Here is an 18,649-nt window from a genome sequence, read left to right as displayed (position 1 = left end):
CCGATCAGTGGTTCTGCGGGGTCCTGGGGCCTCGGCTTCCGGTGGTGCGGCGGGTCCGCAGTGCGGGGCGGCGGGCCTGGTGCGGGACGGTGGGGTGGGCCGGGACGCCCGGCTTGTGCTCCACAGGGGCACCGGCCGGCCTACCCATGATCATCTTCGGGTCGTAAAGCACGACGACGCCTGCCAGGACCAGAAAGGCGAGCGGGCCGACCAGCATCGGGGCCAGCAGGGCGGCGGGCGAGTCACCGGTGGCGGCCGCTCCCGTGCCGTGGAGATGGACGTCGAGGGCGGCCATGCCCGTGTAGTGCATCCCGCTGACGGCCAGGCCCATGACGAGGCTCGCGCCCACGCTCCACAGGAGCCCTCTGACCTGCCCGGCCGCCCACAGGGCGGCGGTGGCCGCTCCCATGGCTATGACGACGGAGACGGCCACGGTGAACGTGTTGTATTCGAGCTTGCCGTCGAGCCGCATGCCGGCCATGCCGAGGTAGTGCATCGACGCTATGCCGAGGCCGGTGATGGTGCCGCCGGTGAACAGGGCCGCGCCGCGGGCGCCCCGGTAGCCGACTATGAAGATCCCGACACCGACCATGACGATGGCGACAGCGAGGCTCGCGAACGTCATGGCCTTGTCGTAGTGGATCGGTGTCTCCTTGACGGTGAACCCCATCATCGCGACGAAGTGCATCGTCCATATGCCGGAGCCGATGGCCGCCGATCCCAGGGCGAGCCAGCCGGGGCGCCAGGAGCGTGAGACGAGCATCGATCTGGTGGTGCAGCGAAGGCCGAGCGCACCGCCGAGGCAGGCCATGAGGTAAGCCACCAGAGGTGTGACGAGTCCGTAGCTGAATCCGTCGATCGTGCCCTGCATACGCGGCTGCCCTTCCGCCCATTTACGTCCCGGAACTCCGTGAAATGCGCCCCCCTCCCAGGACCGCCCGAGCGGTCAGGGTTGAGGCAGAGGGTAACCCCCACCGGAATGGTCGAACGATTTTCCGGCAAAGAAACACGGCCTTGCCCCAGTTGTGCCGCACGGGTGAGCGGACACAGGCAACTCCATTCAATCTGTGGTCATTCTGTACTCCTCCGCCGTTGACCCTCTGCTGTCACAGTTGAGCTGTTCGTGACCGTCCGACGCGAGGAGTACGCATGCACGCGCGCGCTGTAGCCGCCACGGCTACCGCACTCCTGGGAACCGCCGCTCTGCTCGTCCCCGCCCCCGACGCCCGGGCCGGCTCGGACCGGCCCACGGTCATCGCCCACCGGGGAGCCTCCGCCTATGCCCCCGAGAACACGCTGGACGCCGTCGACAAGGCCGCCGAGCTGGGCGTCGACTGGGTCGAGAACGACGTCCAGCGCACCAAGGACGGCGAGCTGGTCGTCGTCCACGACGACAACCTCAGGAGGACCACGGACGTGGAGGAGGTCTTCCCCGACCGCGCGCCCTGGAAGGTGAAGGACTTCACGGCCGCCGAGATCGCCCGGCTGGACGCCGGCAGCTGGTTCGACCCCGCGTACGCCGACGCACGCGTGCCGACCCTGAAGCAGTTCGTGGACCGTGTGGAGCTGCACCACCAGGAACTGCTGCTGGAGATCAAGAACCCGGAACTGTACCCGGGCATCGAGCAGCAGACCCTCAAGGTCCTGGACAACGAGGGGTGGCTCGACGGGCCGCACCTGGATGGCCGGCTGATCGTGCAGAGCTTCAGCGCCGACAGCGTGCGGACCGTCCACGAGCTGAACCCCGGTGTGAAGACCGGTCTGCTGGGGACACCGGCCGTAGCCGACCTGGGTCGTTACGCGGCCTTCACCGACCAGATCAACCCCTCCTACGGCTCCATCTCCACGAGCTACGTCGCGTCCGTCCACGCGATCGAGGGGGCGCACGGCAGGCCGCTGGAGGTCTTCACCTGGACCGTGAACGACGCGAGCACCGCCCGACTGGTCGCCGGGTACGGCGTCGACGGCATCATCACGAACACCCCCGACGTGGTGCGGGACGCCTTTCCCACCGAGTGAGGACCGCAGGCGCCCGCTCCCGGGGCGTTGTCAGTGGTGGGTCGTACGGTGGGCGCATGGACAGCCATGGGCAGTACGAGCAGCAGGTCGTGTGGGCCGTCGTCGGCACCGACATCGGTCCGCTGATGCTTGCCGCGACCGGCGAAGGCCTGGTCAGCGTCGTCTTCCACGCCACGCAGAAGGTGCGCGAGACGATGCTCGACCGCCTGGCCTCCCGGCTGGGCACCGAGCCGGTCGAGGCGCCCGACTCCCCGCTGCTGGCCGAGGCGATACGCCAGATGGAGCAGTACTTCGCGGGTGCGCGGCGGGACTTCGAGCTGCCGCTGGACTGGTCGCTGATCTCCGGCTTCAACCGGCAGGTGCTGCGCGAGCTGGCGTCCGGCGTCCCGTACGGCACGGTCGTCGGGTACGGCGATCTGGCCGGGCGGGTCGGGCAGCCGGGTGCGGCCCAGGCCGTGGGCATGGCGATGGGCGCCAACCCGCTGCCGGTCGTCGTGCCCTGTCACCGGGTCGTGGAGAGCGACGGCGGCATCGGCGGCTTCGGGGGCGGTCTGGAGACCAAGCGGAAGCTGCTCGCGTTGGAAGGGGTACTGCCGGAGCCCCTGTTCTGAGGGCTCCCCGAATTTTCGCGGGGTGGGCAGGCGGGAGAAGAGGGGGAAGACTGCGCCTGTGACGACACCTTTCACCCACATGTACGGATGCACGGCCACGTACGGATGCGCGGCGTGACGGCCGTCGAGCGGCAGGTCGTCGTGTCGGTCCCGGCCGACCGGCTGCCGGCCCTGCGGCGCCGTATCTCGGCCGTACTGATCACGACACAGATCCTGGGCGGGCTCGGCGTCGCCACCGGCATCGCACTCGCCGCCGTGCTGGCCAAGGAGGTCAGCGGCACCGAGTCGCTGTCCGGGCTCGCGCCCACCGCCACCGTCGCCGGTACCGCGGTGCTTTCGATGCCGCTGGCCGCGCTGATGACGGCGCGCGGGCGCCGTCCCGGGCTGGTCCTGGCCTATCTCATCGGGGCTGTGGGCGCCGGCGTCACGGTGGTCGCGGCCCGCCTCGGGAGCTTTCCGCTGCTGCTGTGCGGGATGGCCGCGTTCGGAGCGGCGTCGTCGGCGAACCTGCAGGCGCGCTTTGCCGCCGCGGATCTGGCCGAGCCGCAGCATCGGGCGCGGGCGATCTCGCTCGTCGTGTGGGCGACCACCATCGGGGCCGTGCTCGGCCCGAACATAGCCTCGCCCGCCGGTCGCAGTGTCACGGGCCTCGGGATACCGGCGACCGCGGGGCCGTTCCTGTGGGCGGCCGGGATCTTCCTGATATCGGCGCTCGTGGTGGCCGTGCTGCTGCGGCCGGACCCGCTGCTGACGGCGCGTGCGCTGGCGCCGGCCGAGGAAGGGTCGCCCGCGGCCCGTTCGCTGCGCGCCGGGATGGCCGCCGTGGCCGCTTCGCCGCGGGCCCGGCTCGCGGTGGTGACGGTCGCCGTGGCGCACACGGCGATGGTGTCGGTGATGTCGATGACCCCGGTCGACCTGGCTCACCACGGCGCCGGGATCGATCTGATCGGGCTGGTGATCAGCGGGCACATCGCGGGCATGTACGCGTTCGCACCGCTGATGGGGCGGTTGTCGGACCGGCTGGGGCGGTTGTCCGGGATCGGACTCGCCGTCGGGCTGCTGGCGGGTGCGGTGTTCCTCGCCGGTACGGCGGGCGGCAGTCACGGGCAGACGGCCGTCGGTCTGTTCGTGCTGGGTCTCGGCTGGTCGGCGGGACTGGTCTCCGGTTCCGCGCTGCTCACGGACTCGGTGCCGCAGCCCGCGCGGGCCGCCGCGCAGGGCCTGTCCGACCTCATCATGAACGCGTCCGCCGGCGTCGGCGGAGCGGTCGCCGGGCTCGTGGTCGCCAAGGCGAGCTACGGCTGGCTGAACCTCACCGCCGCGTGCCTGCTGCTCCCGCTGGCGGCGTTGGCGCTGTTCACGCGGGTCAGGCGGGCGCAGGACGTTCCGGCGGCCGACTGACGTTACGTCCCGCTCCGCCGGGGAAGCCGGAGGCCGTGGTCTCCGGTAGCCGCGCGAAGGGTGGCCGGAAGGGGGCGCCGGTAGCAGACTCCGCCGTGCGCACAGCCGCTGGCATCCGACTGGCATCCGGAAGACACGGAGCCGAAGGGACGGCGATCACGCATGAGCGGAAACAGGGCAGTGGCGTATCTCAAGCCGGGCACGGTCGAGGTCAGGACCATCGACTTTCCGACGCTCGAGCTTCAGGACGGACCGGGAGTCGCCCGCGACAACGTCGGCCGCAAGTGCCGGCACGGGGTGATCCTCAAGGTCCTGGCGAGCAACATCTGTGGTAGTGACCAGCACATGGTGCGCGGGCGTACGACCGCGCCGGAAGGGCTGGTCCTCGGACACGAGATCACCGGAGAGGTCGTCGAGCGGGGGCCGGACGTCGAGACCATCGAGGTGGGCGACATCGTCTCCGTACCGTTCAACATCGCCTGCGGGCGGTGTCGTAACTGCAAGGAACGCAAGACCGGCATCTGCCTGAACGTGAACCCGGCGCGGCCGGGGGCGGCGTACGGCTATGTCGACATGGGCGGCTGGGTCGGCGGGCAGGCCGAGTTCGCCATGATCCCGTACGCGGACTTCAATCTGCTGAAGTTCCCCGACCGGGACCAGGCGCGCGCGAAGCTGCTCGACCTGACGATGCTGTCGGACATCTTCCCCACCGGCTTCCACGGTGTGGTCAGCTCCGGTGCGGGCGTCGGCTCGACGGTGTACGTCGCGGGGGCGGGGCCGGTCGGGCTCGCGGCGGCGGCCTCGGCGCATCTGCTGGGGGCCGCGGTCGTCATCGTCGGCGATCTGAACGCCGAGCGTCTCGCCCAGGCGCGCAGCTTCGGCTGCGAGACCGTCGATGTCTCTCAGGGCGATGTGGGCGAGCAGATCGCGCAGATCCTCGGGGAGCCCGAGGTGGACGCCGCGGTCGACGCGGTCGGCTTCGAGGCGCGCGGACACGGCCGCAACGCCGAGGAGGCGCCCGCGACGGTCCTGAACTCGCTGATGAGCATCACGCGCGCGGGCGGCGCGCTCGGCATCCCCGGCCTGTACGTCACGGACGACCCCGGAGGGATCGACGAGGACGCGAAGTCCGGGACGCTGAAGGTGCGGCTCGGCCTCGGCTGGGCCAAGAGTCACCGCTTCACGACCGGACAGTGCCCGGTGATGCAGTACCACCGGGGCCTGATGATGGCGATCCTGCACGAGCGGGTGCATATCGCCAAGGCGGTCAACGCGACCGTGATCGGGATCGAGGACGCGCCGCGGGGCTACGCCGAGTTCGATCAGGGCGTCAGCCGCAAGTACGTGCTGAACCCGCACGGGGTGCTGGACGGGCTCCAGCCGGTCTGACGTCAACGACGCGCGCAGGCGCCTGCGAGGGGGCCACGCACGCGTGGCCCCCATTCGCGGCCGTCAGTCGTAGTGGCGGGCCTCGAAGACGTTGCCGTCGGGGTCGCGGAAGTAGAAGCTGCGTGTGGCCTTTCCGCGCGCGCCGAAGGAGTCGCGGGAGATGTCCGACATCGGTGCGCCGTGCTCCTCCAGGCGGGCGCGCAGGGTGTCGAAGTCGTCGCCGGGCAGCGCCACGCAGACGTGGTTGACCGGGTGCCCGGAGCTCTCGGTGGCGCCCGGCAGCATCTTCATGCGCTCCGCCATGGTGAGCGGCATGAGGTCGAGGATGGTCTCCTCGTTGAGACGTACGGAGGGGAACGGAGCCGCCCCGGCGGAGAACTCCGAGAGCCTGACCGGCTCCATGCCGACCGCCTTCTCGAAGAAGTCGGCCGACGCCTCGGGGTCGCGTACCCAGAGGACGACGTGGTCGAGACGTGCAGTGTGATCGTTCATGCAGCCAAGGCTGGTGTCGTGCACCACAGGCCGCAAGGGGTTTGATCGGGCACGGCGCCCGCCAGAGATGAGGGAGTACCGACGGACAGGAGGCGGGCGCGTGGTGCTGGTGGTGTCGGAAGAGGTACGGGAAGCGATTGACGCGCGTCGACCCGTGGTGGCCCTGGAGTCCACGATCATCGCGCACGGGCTGCCGCGCCCGCGCAATCTTCAGGTGGCGCTGGAGCTGGAGGCCGTCGTACGGCGGGAGGGCGCCGTTCCGGCGACGATCGCCGTGCTGGACGGGCGCCCTCATGTCGGCCTGGACAAGGATCAGCTGGAGCGGGTCGCGAACGAGGACGGAATCCGCAAGCTGGGGCACCGGGACCTGCCGCTCGCGGTGGCCACCGGGGCGAGCGGGGCCACCACGGTGTCTGCGACGGCGCTGCTGGCGGCCCTGGCGGGCGTGCGGGTGTTCGCGACGGGCGGGCTCGGCGGTGTGCATCGGGAGTGGACGGTGACGCAGGACGAGTCGGCCGACCTGGGGCTGCTCGCGCGTACCCGGATCACGGTGGTGTGCGCCGGGGTGAAGTCGATCCTGGACGTCCCGGCGACCCTGCAGCGGCTGGAGACGCTGGGTGTCGCGGTGGCCGGCTATCGCACGGAGCGCTTCCCCGGCTTCTACCTCTCCGACTCGGGTCACCCCGTGGACTGGACGCTCCGGTCACCGGAGGAGGCGGCCGAGGTGATGCGCGCTCAGGACCGGCTCGACGGGCCCGAGTCGGCGTTGATCGTCGCCAACCCTGTGCCTGAGGCGGAACAGTTGGATCCGGAGCTGCACGCGCGTGTGCTCGCCGACGCGCTGCACGCATGCGAGGAGCACGGCGTCACCGGGCAGGCAGTCACGCCGTTCCTGCTGGACTACCTGGTACGGCACACCGACGGGGCCTCGTTGAGCGCGAACCTGGCGGCAGTGCGCGGCAACGTACGACTGGCGGCCCGGATCGCGGCGGCCTGGGCGGGGGCGTGAGCGCGACGCCGTCCGGCGCTCCGGGCGTCCTGAGCCCTCGGGACGGCGCGCTGCTGGTCGTCGGGGATGTGGTGACGGACGTCATCGCCCGGCATCGGGGGCCGCTCGCCTCGGGCACGGACACAACCGCGGCCATCCGGACGATGCCGGGTGGCGCGGGCGCCAATGTGGCCTGCTGGGCCGCGCATCGGGGCGCTCGTGAGGTACGGCTGCTGGGGCGGGTGGGCGCGGACGCCGTCGAGTGGCACGAGCGGGAGCTGACGGCGAGCGGGGTGCGGCCCTGTCTCGTCGTCGATCCGCAGGCGCCGACGGGGACGGTGATCTGCCTGGTCGACACGGGTGCGGCTGCCGAGCGGACGTTCCTGACCGACAGCGGCGCGTCCCTGCGGCTGGAGCCACGCGACTGGTCGGACGCGCTCCTCGACGGTGTCGCCTGGCTGCACCTGTCGGGCTACCTGCTGTTCTCCGCGTCGAGCCGAGTGCTGGTGACGAAGGCTCTCTCTTCTGCACGCGCGCGTGGCGTGCAGGTGAGCCTGGATCCTGCGTCGGCAGGCTTCCTCGTGGAACTGGGCGTGGACCGATTCCTGGCGTTGGTGGAGGGCGTGGACGTCCTGCTGCCCAGCCGTGACGAGGCATGCCTGCTCACTGGGTTGCCGGACGCTGCGGACGCGGCCGCCAAGTTGAGCCGCCATGTCCCGCTGGTGGTCGCCAAGCAGGGCGCCGACGGCGCGCTGGTGGCCCGGTCCGGCACGGTCATCGCCCACGTCCCCGCCGTGCCGGCCGAGCCGAGGGACACCACCGGTGCGGGCGACGCCTTCACGGGCGCCTTCCTCACCACCCTGCTCACCGGCGCCACCCCGGAGAAGGCGGCAATGGAGGGGTGCCGTGCGGGGGCACTGGCGGTGGAACGGGTGGGCGGGAGGCCGTCGAGGGGTGGGTGACGGGGCGGGGGACGGGTGGTGGGGAGGCCGACGGGCGAGCGGCGTCGCCGACGGGACGGGAACAGGCCGGCGGGGAGCGCACTGGCGGTGGGGGACGTGACCGACGGGACGAGGGTGTGGGTGGTGGGGAAGCCGACGGGGCGCGGGGCGTCGCCGACGGGATGAGGGATCGCGGGCAGGCCACCGTGGGCGAGAAGCGTCACCGACGGGACGGGAAACGGGTGGGGCGGGAGGCCGGCGCTGGCGGGTGGCGTCGCCGATGAGATGGGGTGAGGGGATCGCGGGCTCTTCGCTATGGCTTGCGGCCCCATGCCGAGATCAGCGGGGCCGTGGCCAGATCCATCGTGCCGGAGGCGACGTTCGCGAGGTGGCGGTCGATGTCCTCGTCCGTGGCGATGCCCTCCGCGACCAATTGGTCGCGGATCTGGCGGACCGTGGCGGACTCCAGGGCGGCGCAGGCGGGCGAGGTGATCGGGAAGTACGCATCGGCCGTCACGTGGTTCAGACCTGCCTCGCGGAGCAGCCGCGGGAGTCTGCGGCCGTAGGAGAGGTCGGCGCCGCGGTCGGCGAGGAGCTTGCGGAAGCCGTGGCGCAGGCGGTTGGCCAGCTGCTGCTCGGGGCCGTACTCGTCGGGGCAGATGAGGGGCTGGAGGGTGGGGTCGGCGTCCTCGATCAGGAGCCGCCCGCCAGGACGCAGGGACTCGATCATCGTGCGCAACGCCCGTTCCCGGTCCGGCACATGGACCAGGACGAGCCGGGCATGCACCAGGTCGAACCCCTCCCCCGGCGGTTCGTCGGCGCTCACGTCGTGGACCCGGACCTCCACGGGCGGCCGGGCGGCGGAGGCGAGTTGCGAGGTGTCGATGTCGGTCGCGACGATCCTGCCGGTCGGGCCGACCTTCTTGGCGATCCAGGACACCACGGACGTACCGCCGGCGCCGACCTCCCAGCAGCGCCAGCCGGGTCCGATGCCGAATCCTTCGATGTGCCGGAGGGTCGTGGGGTCGAAGAGGGTGGCGAAAGCGTCGAAACGTTCGCCCGCCTCGGTCTGCCGATTGTCGAGGAGATATCCGTCGTTTCGCGTCATGCAGCGATCATTCCAGTTGCGCCACTCGTCTTGAGGGGGCGACGCGGCGCCTACGACGAGATGGCGGACGCCGGGCCCGGCGAGGGCGGGGTTCGTGGCCGATGGCAGGCGGGTCGGCATGACAGGGGAATCGGTGGGAAACGGTGGGAGCGGGGCCCACACCGAGGCGGAGTGGTGCATCCAGCCCGGGGAAGGCTGCGTCCTACCTGGGCAGGCCCGTTGTCCACAGGCGGGAACAAAGCGGAATCGGTGATGCCCACAGGCTTACCCGGCACTCACCGACGGCTGGCAAACTGGCAGGCCAAGGCGCAGAGATGTGGCGCGAAGGAACCACACGAGGAGATCCAGATGTCCATGGCAGGGAATCTGCGGAAGGTCACGGGCCTGGACAGGGTCGGCGGCCTGCGCAAGGTGGCACGGCTGGCTCGACGGCGCCCCCGCGTCGACCTCAGCCACCCCGCCAGGTCCCCGCTGGGCTCCTCCGTGGTGAACTGCGTGACATACCGGGACGGGGCGAGGGTCCCGGAGACCGGTGATCTGGTCGACGTCGTGCAGAGAGTGCGCAAGCGGGGCGGCGGATTCGTCTGGCTCGGCCTGCACGAGCCGACGGACGGGGAGTTCGCGGGCATCGCCGAACTCTTCGACCTGCACCCGCTGGCGGTCGAGGACGCGGTCGAGGCACATCAGCGGCCGAAGCTGGAGCGCTACGACGAGACGCTGTTCGCGGTGTTCAAGACCGTCTGCTACGTCGAGCACGAGAAGCTCACGGCGACGAGCGAAGTGGTGAACACCGGCGAGATCATGGTGTTCGTCGGCCGGGACTTCGTGATCACGGTGCGCCATGGACGGCACGGCTCATTGGGACCGTTGCGCGAGGAGCTGGAGTCCGACCCCGACCAGCTCGCCAAGGGCCCGGCGGCGGTGCTGCACGCCATCGCGGACCACGTGGTCGACGACTATCTGAGCGTCACCGACTCGGTGCAGGAGGACATCGACGAGGTCGAGACGGACGTGTTCGCGGAGAACGGGGCGCGGGCCGACCCGGGGCGGATCTACCAGCTCAAGCGAGAGCTGCTGGAGTTGAAGCGAGCCGTGGTTCCGCTGAGCCGTCCGCTGGAGGAGCTCGCCACGGGCCCCATACGGGTGGTCGAGCCGGAGATACAGGCCTACTTCCGCGACGTCTCCGACCATCTGCTGCGGGCCAAGGAACAGATATTCGCCTTCGACGAGTTGCTCAACTCGATCCTCCAGGCGCATCTGGCACAGGTCACCGTCGCGCAGAACGAGGACATGCGGAAGATCACCGCCTGGGCCGCGATCATCGCCATCCCGACGATGGTGTGCGGTGTCTACGGCATGAACTTCGACTACATGCCGGAACTGCGCTGGACGTTCGGTTATCCGCTGGTCATCGGCGTCATATCGGTCGCGTGCGTGGTGCTGTACCGCGGCTTCCGGCGCAACGGGTGGCTCTGACACGGGGAACACCGGTCACCGACCGGCGTGCTGCCCGCGGTATCGCCCTCGAACTCCGACGCGCCCTCGTCCGGCACGGCCAGCACGGCCAGCACGGCCGGCCGAACGAGGACGACCCGTGAGGTGCGGGGGTTCGCCGAGTCAGCGAGTCGCGTTGTCGGGTGTGCTGTCTTGTCAGGGCGTCGCCTTCTCACGGCGGCGTTGGGTCAACGCGTCCTGGGCGGCCCGCTCATGGCATAGACGCTCTCGGCCCATGGACCGATCTCGTCCTCCGGCAGGCTCCGGGCCAGATCGGCTTCGCTGATCATGCCGACGAGGCGCTTGTTCTCGATGACGGGGAGCCGGCGGATCTGGTGATCCTTCATCTCCCGGAGCACGTCGCTGATGTCGGCGCTCGCGTCGATCCAGCGCGGGGTGCCCTGTGCCATCTCGCCGGCGGTGATCGTGCTCGGGTCGTGGCCCATGGCCACGCAGCCGATGACGATGTCGCGGTCGGTGAGGATGCCGCAGAGCCGTTCGTTCTGATCGCTGATGGGCAGGGCTCCGACACCCAGCTCACGCATCAGCTGGGCGGCGCGGTCCAGGGTCTCGTGGGCCGGGATCCACTGGGCGCCTCGGTGCATGATGTCTCCGGCAGTGGTCATGGACTACCTCCCGATGCCGGACGGCCGGCGCGGCGCGGGACGCACCGCTAGTCCCGGCGCCCTTCATTCTCGCCGTGGCGTCCGGCCCATGCACCCGGAACCGAGTGGTAACGGCCATCGGCGGCGGGCGAAGGGGCGGCGATCAGGCCGAGAAGCGCATGAGTTTCCGCGGGACGACGCGGATGATCACGCGGGTCTCGTCGTCCTTCTCGGCGGGCGGGTCGATGCCGAGGTACTTGTGCGAGAGCTCGAACGGGAGCCGCTTGGCCTCGTCAGGGACGATCTCGGCGATGCCGCGGATCTCGACGGAGGAGTAGGGGTTGGTGAGGTCGTAGACGGAGACGCTGATGCGGGGGTCACGACGGAGGTTGCGCACCTTCTGACGGGCGTCGACCGAGGAGAAGAGCACGCTGTCGCCCTCGCGCTTGATCCAGACCACCGAGTTCTGAGGAGCGCCGTCGGGGCCGAGGGTGGCCACGCTGGCGAAGTTCTTGCCGTCGAGCAGCGTGCGGACGGAGTCGTCGAAGGAGATCGGATCATGTGCGGAGGTCGTCATGCCAACAGGATATTTAAATGCACGTGCATATAGAAGTCCTTTAGCGATTCCGATCTCCTCATCCGCTCCACGCCGGGTGCCGTGGGTCGTCGGCACGCACCAGGACGTCCGCGGTGGCGGCCGGGTCGGTCTCCTGGGCGTAGCGCTCGAACGCGGGGAGGGTCCAGTGCTCGGCTTCGGGGGTACGGCGGCGCAGGGCGCCGGGTGAGAGGAGGACGTGGACGGTCAGGTCGAAGGGGAACCAGTGGCGCAGCAGGAGGGGGCCGTGCAGCAACAGGAAGCCGCCGGGCGGGAGTTGGACGTGAGGACTGCGGGTGGCTCGGTCGATCACCGGGTCCCACAGGTCGGGCAGGGCGCGGCCGTCGCCGCCGGGTTCGAGAGGGCCGAAGACCTCGCGCCACAGGGCGCCGGTGTCGACCCAGCCGTCGTAGTACGCCTCGACGTCCCGGTGGCCGTACTCCAGGCGGACCGAGGCGGGGCGCAGGAAACCCTCCGTGCCGACGGTGAGCGAGGGACGGCCGCGTATGTGCAGCGCCTCGCCCACGCGCTCGGCGAGGTCGCCGGGACGGGCAGCCGGGGCACCGTCGAAGGCGATGCGCGGCCAAGGGCTGCCGTCGGCCGGCTTCAGATCGAGCAGCCGCTCGGCCAGATGCTCGCCGAGCCGGTCCCAGGTGATCGCTTCCAGTCGCACACGGCCCATGATGCGACAGGAGGCGGGCGGGGTGCGTTGCGGTCCGGGGTGAAGAGATCCGTTGCGAAGGTGAGGCGGGCACGGGCGCGGTGGGGTTGGGGGCAGGACCGTTCGGGGGCAGGACCGTTCGGCCGGGCGGGGGGGGTGAGCCCAAGAAAGGTGGAAGGTCGGCCGCACCGCGTGTTCGGCCCGGTCAGCTGGTTACTCCCGGCCGAACGCGACATCCCCGGCGATCAGGCGGCCCCGTCGGGCGGCCCCGACGGCCGTCGGCGAGTTCCTCGACCTCGATACGAGGGGAATGAACCCGGTATGGCACCCCTCACAACTCCCCCGCACCGCACCGGACTTCTCGTGATTCAACCCCTCAAGCGGCGGCACTGCGGGGAGTGTCATGCGGGGCCGTTGCAGATGCTTGTGTTGGAGGACGGTGCGCCACGGTGTCTGGACTGTGCCGATCTCGGGCACCTGGTGTTCCTGCCGCGCGGCGACACGGCGTTGACGCGTCGGTCGCGGGAGGAGAGCGCCCTGTCGGCGGTGGTGGTGCGGTTCAACCGGCGCAAGGGGCGCTATGAGCGGCAGGGTGTTCTCGTCGAGGAGGCGGGGCTGGCCCGGGCCGAGGAACGGTGCCTGGCCGACGCGGAGGCCCGGCGACGGCGACGGATGCGGGACGCGCGGCGTCGGGCTCAGGAGGACGTGCGGTTTGCGGAGGTGTTCGCGGCGGAGATACGGAGGCTGTTCCCGGGGTGCCCGGCGGACCGGGCGCGGGACATCGCCGGGCATGCGTCGGTTCGGGGCAGTGGTCGGGTGGGGCGGAGCGCGGCGGGGCGGGCGTTGACGGAGGTGGCGGTGACGTCGGCGGTCGTGGCATCCGTGCGGCACATGGACACGCCGTATGACCGGTTGCTCATGGGCGGTGTGCCGCGGCACGAGGCACGGCGACGGATCGGGGCCGTGGTGGAGACGACGTTGGGGGCGTGGCGGGCGGGGGTGTCCGAGGCCGGCTGACGGTGGAGCGTCGGCATGCGCGGGGCGGTTTCGCGGCACGCGAGGGGTCATGTTCCCGGGACGCGAAAGCTCGTGATTCCCGGCAGGCGCCCCGACCCACAAAGCTCCCGCGCCCGGCTCCCGACGAACTCGCCTCCCGACACCGACCGAGCTCGCATCCCCAACGCCCCCCACCCCGCAACCCCCGCTCCCAGCCGAAGCTCCCACTCCCCACCCACGACAACCTCGCGCACCCGGCAGGCGACGCGCTCGGTCCCAGAGGCGCGCGACGGGCTCACATCTCCCCCGCCTCCCACACCCCCCGCCTCCCCCGTCTCCCACACCCCCGCCTCCCCCGTCTCCCACACCCCCCGCCTCTCTCGCCTCCGCCCGCCTCCCCACACCACCCCGGCACCACCCAGCGCCAGCACCACCCACCTTGGACGTTCGCGCATGCGGTCGCGTCGTTCGGCCATGGTCACTGATCTCGTACAGGATTTCACTTGAAGTGACGGACGGGCGCCGGGCAGGATCCCGGCGGGATGCGGGAGTTGATGTTGACATGATCGATGGGCCGTACTTCGTACTGATCGTGATCGGGGTGGTCGGCACCGGCCTCGTGGCCGGCGTTTTCTGCGCCTTCTCGACCTTCGTGATGCGCGGGCTCGCCTCGCTGCCGCCCGCGCAGGGCGTCGCCGCGATGAAGGCGATCAATGTGACCGCGCTGATGCCGGCGTTCATGCTGGTGTTCATCGGGACCGCGGTGCTGTGCGCGGTGATCGCCGTGGTGACGTTCGTGCTCTGGCCGGACGAGGGAACCGTGGAGCTGCTGCTGGGCAGCGCGCTGTATCTGTTCGGCTCGTTCGGGGTGACCATGGTGGCGAACGTGCCCCGCAACGACGCGCTGATGAAGCTGGACGCGGGCACCCAGGAGGCGGCCGCCTACTGGTCGACGTACGTGCGGGAGTGGACGGCGTGGAACCACGTCCGGACAGTCGCCTCGGCCGCCGCGACGGTGTCGTACGTGCTGGCGGTCAGTTGACGGCGATACCCCCGAGAAAGCGCTGTCCCTCCACTCTGCGCACGTGACCGGTGAGACGTATCGTGGCCGGGAGAGTGCCGCACGCGCACGCGAGGAAGACGGCCATGGCCGATCCCAAGGGTTTCATGACCACCCCCCGCCAGGACTGGCCACGCCGGCCCGTCGAGGAGCGGGTCGGGGACTGGGACGAGGTGTACGTCCCGGGGGCTCTGCTGCCGATTATCAGCAAGCAGGCCGATCGCTGCATGGACTGCGGCATCCCGTTCTGCCACGACGCCTGTCCGCTGGGGAATCTGATCCCCGAGTGGAACGACCTGGTGTCACGGGAGGACTGGCGGGCGGCGGCGGACCGGCTGCACGCGACGAACAACTTCCCCGAGTTCACGGGGCGGTTGTGCCCGGCGCCGTGCGAGGCGGGGTGTGTGCTGGCGATCAATCAGCCGGCCGTCACCATCAAGAACGTCGAGTGCGCCATCGGCGACCGGGCGTGGGAGGAGGGGTTCGCTCCGCCCCGGCCGCCGGACCGGCTGTCGGGGCGGACGGTGGCGGTCATCGGCTCGGGGCCCACGGGGCTCGCGGCGGCGCAGCAGCTGACCCGGGCGGGGCACACGGTCGCGGTGTACGAGAAGGACGACCGGATCGGCGGCCTGATGCGGTACGGCATCCCCGAGTTCAAGATGGAGAAGCACCATCTGGAGCGACGGATCGAGCAGATGCGGGCCGAGGGGACGAAGTTCCGTACGTCGACGGCGGTCGGGCGGGACATCGGGGCGGCGGAGCTGCGGTCGCGCTACGACGCGGTCGTGATCGCCACCGGTGCGACGGCGTGGCGTGAACTGTCCGTGCCTGGGCGGGAGTTGAGCGGAATCCAGCAGGCCATGGAGTATCTGCCGCTGGCCAATCGGGTGTGCGAGGGTGACTTGGAGTCGTCCCCCATGTCCGCGGCCGGGAAGCATGTCGTCATCGTCGGCGGCGGGGACACGGGCGCCGACTGCCTGGGCACCGCCGTGCGCGAGGGTGCCGCGTCGGTGACCCAGCTGGACATCTACGCCCAGCCGGGCGCCGAACGGGACGACGACGCCGAGCCCTGGCCGACGTACCCGAAGATCTACCGGCTCTCGGCCGCGCACGAGGAGGCGCGCGACCTGGAGACCGCGCCGGCGGCGGACGCGGACGCGCGCCTGTTCGCGGCGTCCACGCTCCGCTTCACGGGCGACGCCGACGGGAACGTACGGTCGCTGCACCTGGTCGAGGTGGACGCGCAGCGCCGTCCGATGCCGGACACCGGGCGGACGCTGCCTGCCGACCTGGTGCTGCTCGCCCTCGGCTTCTCCGGGCCCGACCGGACCGACGGGCTGATCGAGCAGTTGGGGCTGGAGATGCAGCCGCGCGGCACGATCACGCGGGACGCCGGGTTCGCGACGAACGTGCCGGGCGTGTTCGCCGCCGGGGACGCCGCCCGGGGGCAGTCGCTCATCGTGTGGGCGATCGCCGAAGGGCGAGCGGTGGCGGCGGCCGTCGATCATCACCTGACCGGGAGTTCGAGGCTGCCGGCACCGATCTCGCCGTTCGACCGACCCATGGCCGTTTGACGCCGGAAGTGATGGCTTCACCTGGCGCCGGGGCCGATGGCTCCGCTTGAGGCCGGGGCCGATGGCTCCGCTTGAGGCCGGGGCCGATGGCTCCGCTAGATGCCGAGGGCCGATGGCTCCGCTAGATGCCGAGGGCCGATGGCTCCGCTTGATGTCGGGGGCCCGATGGCTCCGCTTGATGTCGGGGGCCCGATGGCTCCGGTTGACGCCGAGGGCGATGGCTCGTCAGCGGCGTTCGTCCGTCCCCGCCACCTTCGCCGTGGCCAGCGCCACCCTGTTCCATGTGTTGATCGTCATGATCAGGGCCAGTACATGGGCCAGTTCCGTGTCGTCGAAGTGGGCCGCGGCCTGTGCGTAGACCTCGTCCGGAACGCCTCCGTCGGCGACCAGGGTCACCGCCTCCGTGAGGGCCAGGGCCGCCTGCTCGCGCTCGGTGAAGAAGTGGCGGGCCTCGCGCCAGACGGCGACCAGGTGCAGCCGGTCCTCGCTCTCGCCGGCCTTGCGGGCGTCGTTGGTGTGCATGTGGAGGCAGTAGGCGCACTGGTTGAGGAGCGAGGCGCGGATCTGGATCAGTTCGACGAGAGCCGGGTCGAGGCCCTCCCGGGCGGCGGCGTCGAAGCCGACGATCGCGCGGAAGACCTTGGGGGCGAACTTCGCGAAGTCCAGTCGGGTGCGGGCGGCCTCGGCCTCGGTGATGGCCCCGGCGAGGTCGATGCCGATGCCGAGGCCGGTGTTGTTCTCGATCGTGTTCGTCGTCATGTGGACCAACCTACGGGCCATAAAGACCGGCTGTAGGGTGCATTTCCATGGCGGATTCATGGGTCAATTCAGCAGTCGATTCAGGGGACGACCCAGCGGGCGGCCCAGGGTTCGATGCATGGGTCGACGAGGCGCGGGTGGTCGGCGCCGACCTGCACCTGGACCTCTCGGAGTCGTCCGGGCCCGGCGGACGGCGGGCCATGTTGACCCGCGCGCTGCGCGACGCCGTGCGCGGTGGACGGCTCGCGCCGGGAACCCGGCTGCCGCCGTACCGTTCACTCGCCGCTGACCTCGGGGTCGCCCGCAACACCGTGGCCGACGCGTACGCGGAACTGGTCGCCGAGGGCTGGCTCACCGCCCGGCAGGGGTCGGGGACGAGGGTGGCCGAGCGTGCCGAGCCGCTGCGGCGCGCCGAGCGGGTGCCCCGCAAGGCGCCGCCACGCGCGCGTGGCCCTCGGCACGACCTGCGGCAGGGCACGCCGGATGCGTCGGCGTTCCCACGGGCCGCCTGGCTGGCCTCCTATCGGCGGGCCCTTCAGCAGGCGCCGAACGAGGTCTTCGGGCCGGGCGACCCCGCCGGACGCGTCGAACTGCGCGAGGCGCTCGTCGAGTACCTGGCACGCGCGCGTGGCGTACGCACCGAGCCGAACCGAATCGTGATCTGCTCCGGCTTCGCGCACGCCCTGCGGCTGCTGTTCAGCCAGGACAAAGGCGGAGGCGGCGGCGTGCTGCGCGGGCCGCTGGCCGTGGAGGCGTACGGGCTCGGCTTCCACCGGGAACTGCTCGCCGCCGCGGGCGTACGGACCGTACCGCTCCCCCTCGACGAGGACGGCGCGCGCGTAGACCGGCTGGCGCGCGAGCGGGCCGTGCTGCTCACGCCCGCGCACCAGTTCCCGACCGGCGGCCCGCTGCACCACGAGCGGCGGGCCGCCGTGATCGACTGGGCACGCGCGCGTGGCGGCGTGGTCCTGGAGGACGACTACGACGGCGAGTTCCGCTACGACCGCAAGCCCGTCGGAGCCGTCCAGGGACTTGATCCGGAGCGGGTGATCTTCATCGGCTCGGTCAGCAAGAGCCTGTCGCCGGCGCTGCGGCTGGGGTGGATGGTGCTGCCGGAGCGGTACGTCGGCGACGTGCTCGCGGCCAAGGGCGAGCGCGAGGCCTGGGCGAGCGTCCTCGATCAGCTGAGCCTCGCCGACTTCATCGTCTCCGGGGCGTACGACCGCCATGTACGGCGTATGCGGCAGCGCTACCGGAGCCGCCGCGACCGCCTGGTGGCCGCGCTCGCCGAGCATGCGCCGCACGTCGAGGTGACGGGTGTCGCCGCCGGGCTGCACGCGGTGCTGCGGCTGCCGCCCGGCACCGAGCGGTCCACGGTGAAGGCGGCCACCTGGCAGGGCGTCGCCCTGGACGGCCTGGCCGAGTTCCGGCACCCGGACGCGACCGAGCGGGAGATGCCGGCCCGCGACGGCGTCGTCGTCGGCTATGCCACGCCCTCGGAGCACGCGTACGGGGCGGCGCTGGAAGCACTGTGCGGGGTGCTGCCCCCTGGGCGGGCACCGGACGAGTAAACGGAGGGGCCTACACCGGAACCGACACCCGAACCGGCACCGGCACTGACACCCGAACCGACACCGAAGCCGACACCGAAGCCGACACCGGAACCGACACCGGACGCCTGAGGGAGCCGACCCGCCTCCTGCCCACGAAGGAGTCGCGCACGCCGTCTCCTGCCCGCGAACGAGCCGCGGTCTGCTGCCGCCGGACGAGTCGGCCGGGCCCGGCATACTGCCGCATTCGGATTTGTTCTTCTATCTGTCCGAAAAGTGGCTTCCGGGCTACATACGGCCAAACAGGAGTGGGATCATCGGAGCAGGAGATCCTTCGTTCCGTCGTCAGGCGCAGGGCCACCCCAGCGCGTCCCCCCTGTTGGCGGCCGGTCCTGGAGGGTGTTCG

The 18,649-nt window shown here is 71.0% G+C and carries 19 protein-coding genes; 12 read left to right on the top strand and 7 right to left on the bottom strand.

Annotated elements, in window-relative coordinates:
- Positions 1-4: 4 nt before the first annotated feature.
- Complete coding sequence (locus ACFPQ9_RS13160; protein ID WP_380851730.1) at positions 5-871, bottom strand: MHYT domain-containing protein; 867 nt, start codon at positions 869-871, stop codon at positions 5-7.
- A gap of 278 nt (positions 872-1,149) precedes the next feature.
- Here ACFPQ9_RS13160 and ACFPQ9_RS13155 point away from each other — a divergent pair, with 278 nt between their 5' ends.
- From ACFPQ9_RS13155 to fdhA, 4 genes are all read left to right on the top strand, one after another.
- Positions 1,150-2,019: a glycerophosphodiester phosphodiesterase gene (locus tag ACFPQ9_RS13155; protein ID WP_380851727.1), complete on the top strand. Its 870-nt coding sequence runs from the start codon at positions 1,150-1,152 to the stop codon at positions 2,017-2,019.
- A 56-nt stretch (positions 2,020-2,075) separates the two neighbouring features.
- Positions 2,076-2,630 carry a methylated-DNA--[protein]-cysteine S-methyltransferase gene (locus ACFPQ9_RS13150; RefSeq protein ID WP_380851724.1) on the top strand — a complete coding sequence of 185 codons (555 nt, stop codon included), beginning with the start codon at positions 2,076-2,078 and terminating at the stop codon, positions 2,628-2,630.
- A 105-nt stretch (positions 2,631-2,735) separates the two neighbouring features.
- The gene (locus tag ACFPQ9_RS13145; protein ID WP_380852386.1) at positions 2,736-4,031 is read left to right on the top strand and encodes an MFS transporter; all 1,296 of its coding nucleotides are present in this window, start codon (positions 2,736-2,738) and stop codon (positions 4,029-4,031) included.
- Between the two features lie 162 nt (positions 4,032-4,193).
- Positions 4,194-5,420, top strand: coding sequence for a formaldehyde dehydrogenase, glutathione-independent (gene fdhA / locus ACFPQ9_RS13140; protein WP_380851721.1), 1,227 nt, complete (start codon positions 4,194-4,196; stop codon positions 5,418-5,420).
- 63 nt (positions 5,421-5,483) lie between these two features.
- Here fdhA and ACFPQ9_RS13135 read toward each other — a convergent pair whose 3' ends face one another.
- The gene (locus ACFPQ9_RS13135; protein ID WP_380851718.1) at positions 5,484-5,912 is read right to left on the bottom strand and encodes a VOC family protein; all 429 of its coding nucleotides are present in this window, start codon (positions 5,910-5,912) and stop codon (positions 5,484-5,486) included.
- 100 nt (positions 5,913-6,012) lie between these two features.
- On the opposite strand from ACFPQ9_RS13135, the gene ACFPQ9_RS13130 reads away from it, so the two are divergent.
- A complete protein-coding gene (locus ACFPQ9_RS13130) occupies positions 6,013-6,921 on the top strand; it encodes a pseudouridine-5'-phosphate glycosidase (protein ID WP_380851715.1) in 909 nt (302 codons plus the stop codon).
- A complete protein-coding gene (locus ACFPQ9_RS13125) occupies positions 6,918-7,862 on the top strand; it encodes a carbohydrate kinase family protein (protein ID WP_380851712.1) in 945 nt (314 codons plus the stop codon). Before ACFPQ9_RS13130 ends, ACFPQ9_RS13125 begins: the two co-directional genes overlap by 4 nt.
- Before the next feature lie 292 nt (positions 7,863-8,154).
- Here the strand turns inward: ACFPQ9_RS13125 and ACFPQ9_RS13120 are convergent, their stop codons facing one another.
- A complete protein-coding gene (locus tag ACFPQ9_RS13120; protein WP_380851709.1) occupies positions 8,155-8,949 on the bottom strand; it encodes a methyltransferase in 795 nt (264 codons plus the stop codon).
- 348 nt (positions 8,950-9,297) lie between these two features.
- Here ACFPQ9_RS13120 and ACFPQ9_RS13115 point away from each other — a divergent pair, with 348 nt between their 5' ends.
- Together ACFPQ9_RS13115 and ACFPQ9_RS13110 are read left to right on the top strand one after the other, a co-directional pair.
- A complete protein-coding gene (locus ACFPQ9_RS13115) occupies positions 9,298-10,425 on the top strand; it encodes a magnesium and cobalt transport protein CorA (protein ID WP_380851706.1) in 1,128 nt (375 codons plus the stop codon).
- Positions 10,416-10,547: a hypothetical protein gene (locus tag ACFPQ9_RS13110; RefSeq protein WP_380851703.1), complete on the top strand. Its 132-nt coding sequence runs from the start codon at positions 10,416-10,418 to the stop codon at positions 10,545-10,547. Before ACFPQ9_RS13115 ends, ACFPQ9_RS13110 begins: the two co-directional genes overlap by 10 nt.
- Positions 10,548-10,631: 84 nt before the next feature.
- Here ACFPQ9_RS13110 and ACFPQ9_RS13105 read toward each other — a convergent pair whose 3' ends face one another.
- The 3 genes from ACFPQ9_RS13105 to ACFPQ9_RS13095 form a co-directional block, all read right to left on the bottom strand.
- Positions 10,632-11,069: a CBS domain-containing protein gene (locus tag ACFPQ9_RS13105; RefSeq protein ID WP_380851700.1), complete on the bottom strand. Its 438-nt coding sequence runs from the start codon at positions 11,067-11,069 to the stop codon at positions 10,632-10,634.
- Between the two features lie 142 nt (positions 11,070-11,211).
- Positions 11,212-11,625 carry a PPOX class F420-dependent oxidoreductase gene (locus ACFPQ9_RS13100; RefSeq protein WP_380851697.1) on the bottom strand — a complete coding sequence of 138 codons (414 nt, stop codon included), beginning with the start codon at positions 11,623-11,625 and terminating at the stop codon, positions 11,212-11,214.
- 58 nt (positions 11,626-11,683) lie between these two features.
- Complete coding sequence (locus ACFPQ9_RS13095; protein ID WP_380851694.1) at positions 11,684-12,325, bottom strand: nucleoside/nucleotide kinase family protein; 642 nt, start codon at positions 12,323-12,325, stop codon at positions 11,684-11,686.
- Positions 12,326-12,625: 300 nt separating this feature from the next.
- Here ACFPQ9_RS13095 and ACFPQ9_RS13090 point away from each other — a divergent pair, with 300 nt between their 5' ends.
- The 3 genes from ACFPQ9_RS13090 (at position 12,626) to ACFPQ9_RS13080 (ending at position 15,934) form a co-directional block, all read left to right on the top strand.
- A complete protein-coding gene (locus ACFPQ9_RS13090; RefSeq protein ID WP_380851691.1) occupies positions 12,626-13,321 on the top strand; it encodes a DUF2293 domain-containing protein in 696 nt (231 codons plus the stop codon).
- A gap of 541 nt (positions 13,322-13,862) precedes the next feature.
- Entirely contained in the window at positions 13,863-14,342 is a 480-nt protein-coding gene (locus tag ACFPQ9_RS13085) for an anthrone oxygenase family protein (RefSeq protein WP_380851688.1), read from the top strand.
- 104 nt (positions 14,343-14,446) lie between these two features.
- Positions 14,447-15,934 (top strand): glutamate synthase subunit beta, encoded by a 1,488-nt coding sequence (locus tag ACFPQ9_RS13080; protein ID WP_380851685.1) that lies wholly within the window; start codon positions 14,447-14,449, stop codon positions 15,932-15,934.
- A 225-nt stretch (positions 15,935-16,159) separates the two neighbouring features.
- Here the strand turns inward: ACFPQ9_RS13080 and ACFPQ9_RS13075 are convergent, their stop codons facing one another.
- Positions 16,160-16,693: a carboxymuconolactone decarboxylase family protein gene (locus ACFPQ9_RS13075; protein ID WP_380851682.1), complete on the bottom strand. Its 534-nt coding sequence runs from the start codon at positions 16,691-16,693 to the stop codon at positions 16,160-16,162.
- A gap of 47 nt (positions 16,694-16,740) precedes the next feature.
- Here ACFPQ9_RS13075 and pdxR point away from each other — a divergent pair, with 47 nt between their 5' ends.
- A complete protein-coding gene (pdxR, locus tag ACFPQ9_RS13070; RefSeq protein WP_380851679.1) occupies positions 16,741-18,264 on the top strand; it encodes a MocR-like pyridoxine biosynthesis transcription factor PdxR in 1,524 nt (507 codons plus the stop codon).
- Positions 18,265-18,649 lie beyond the last annotated feature (385 nt).

It is taken from the genome of Streptomyces coerulescens (assembly GCF_042657965.1).
In the GTDB taxonomy this organism is placed as follows: domain Bacteria; phylum Actinomycetota; class Actinomycetes; order Streptomycetales; family Streptomycetaceae; genus Streptomyces; species Streptomyces coerulescens.
Note: the sequence above shows the minus strand (reverse complement) of the source record. Positions and strands in the feature narration are given on the sequence as shown.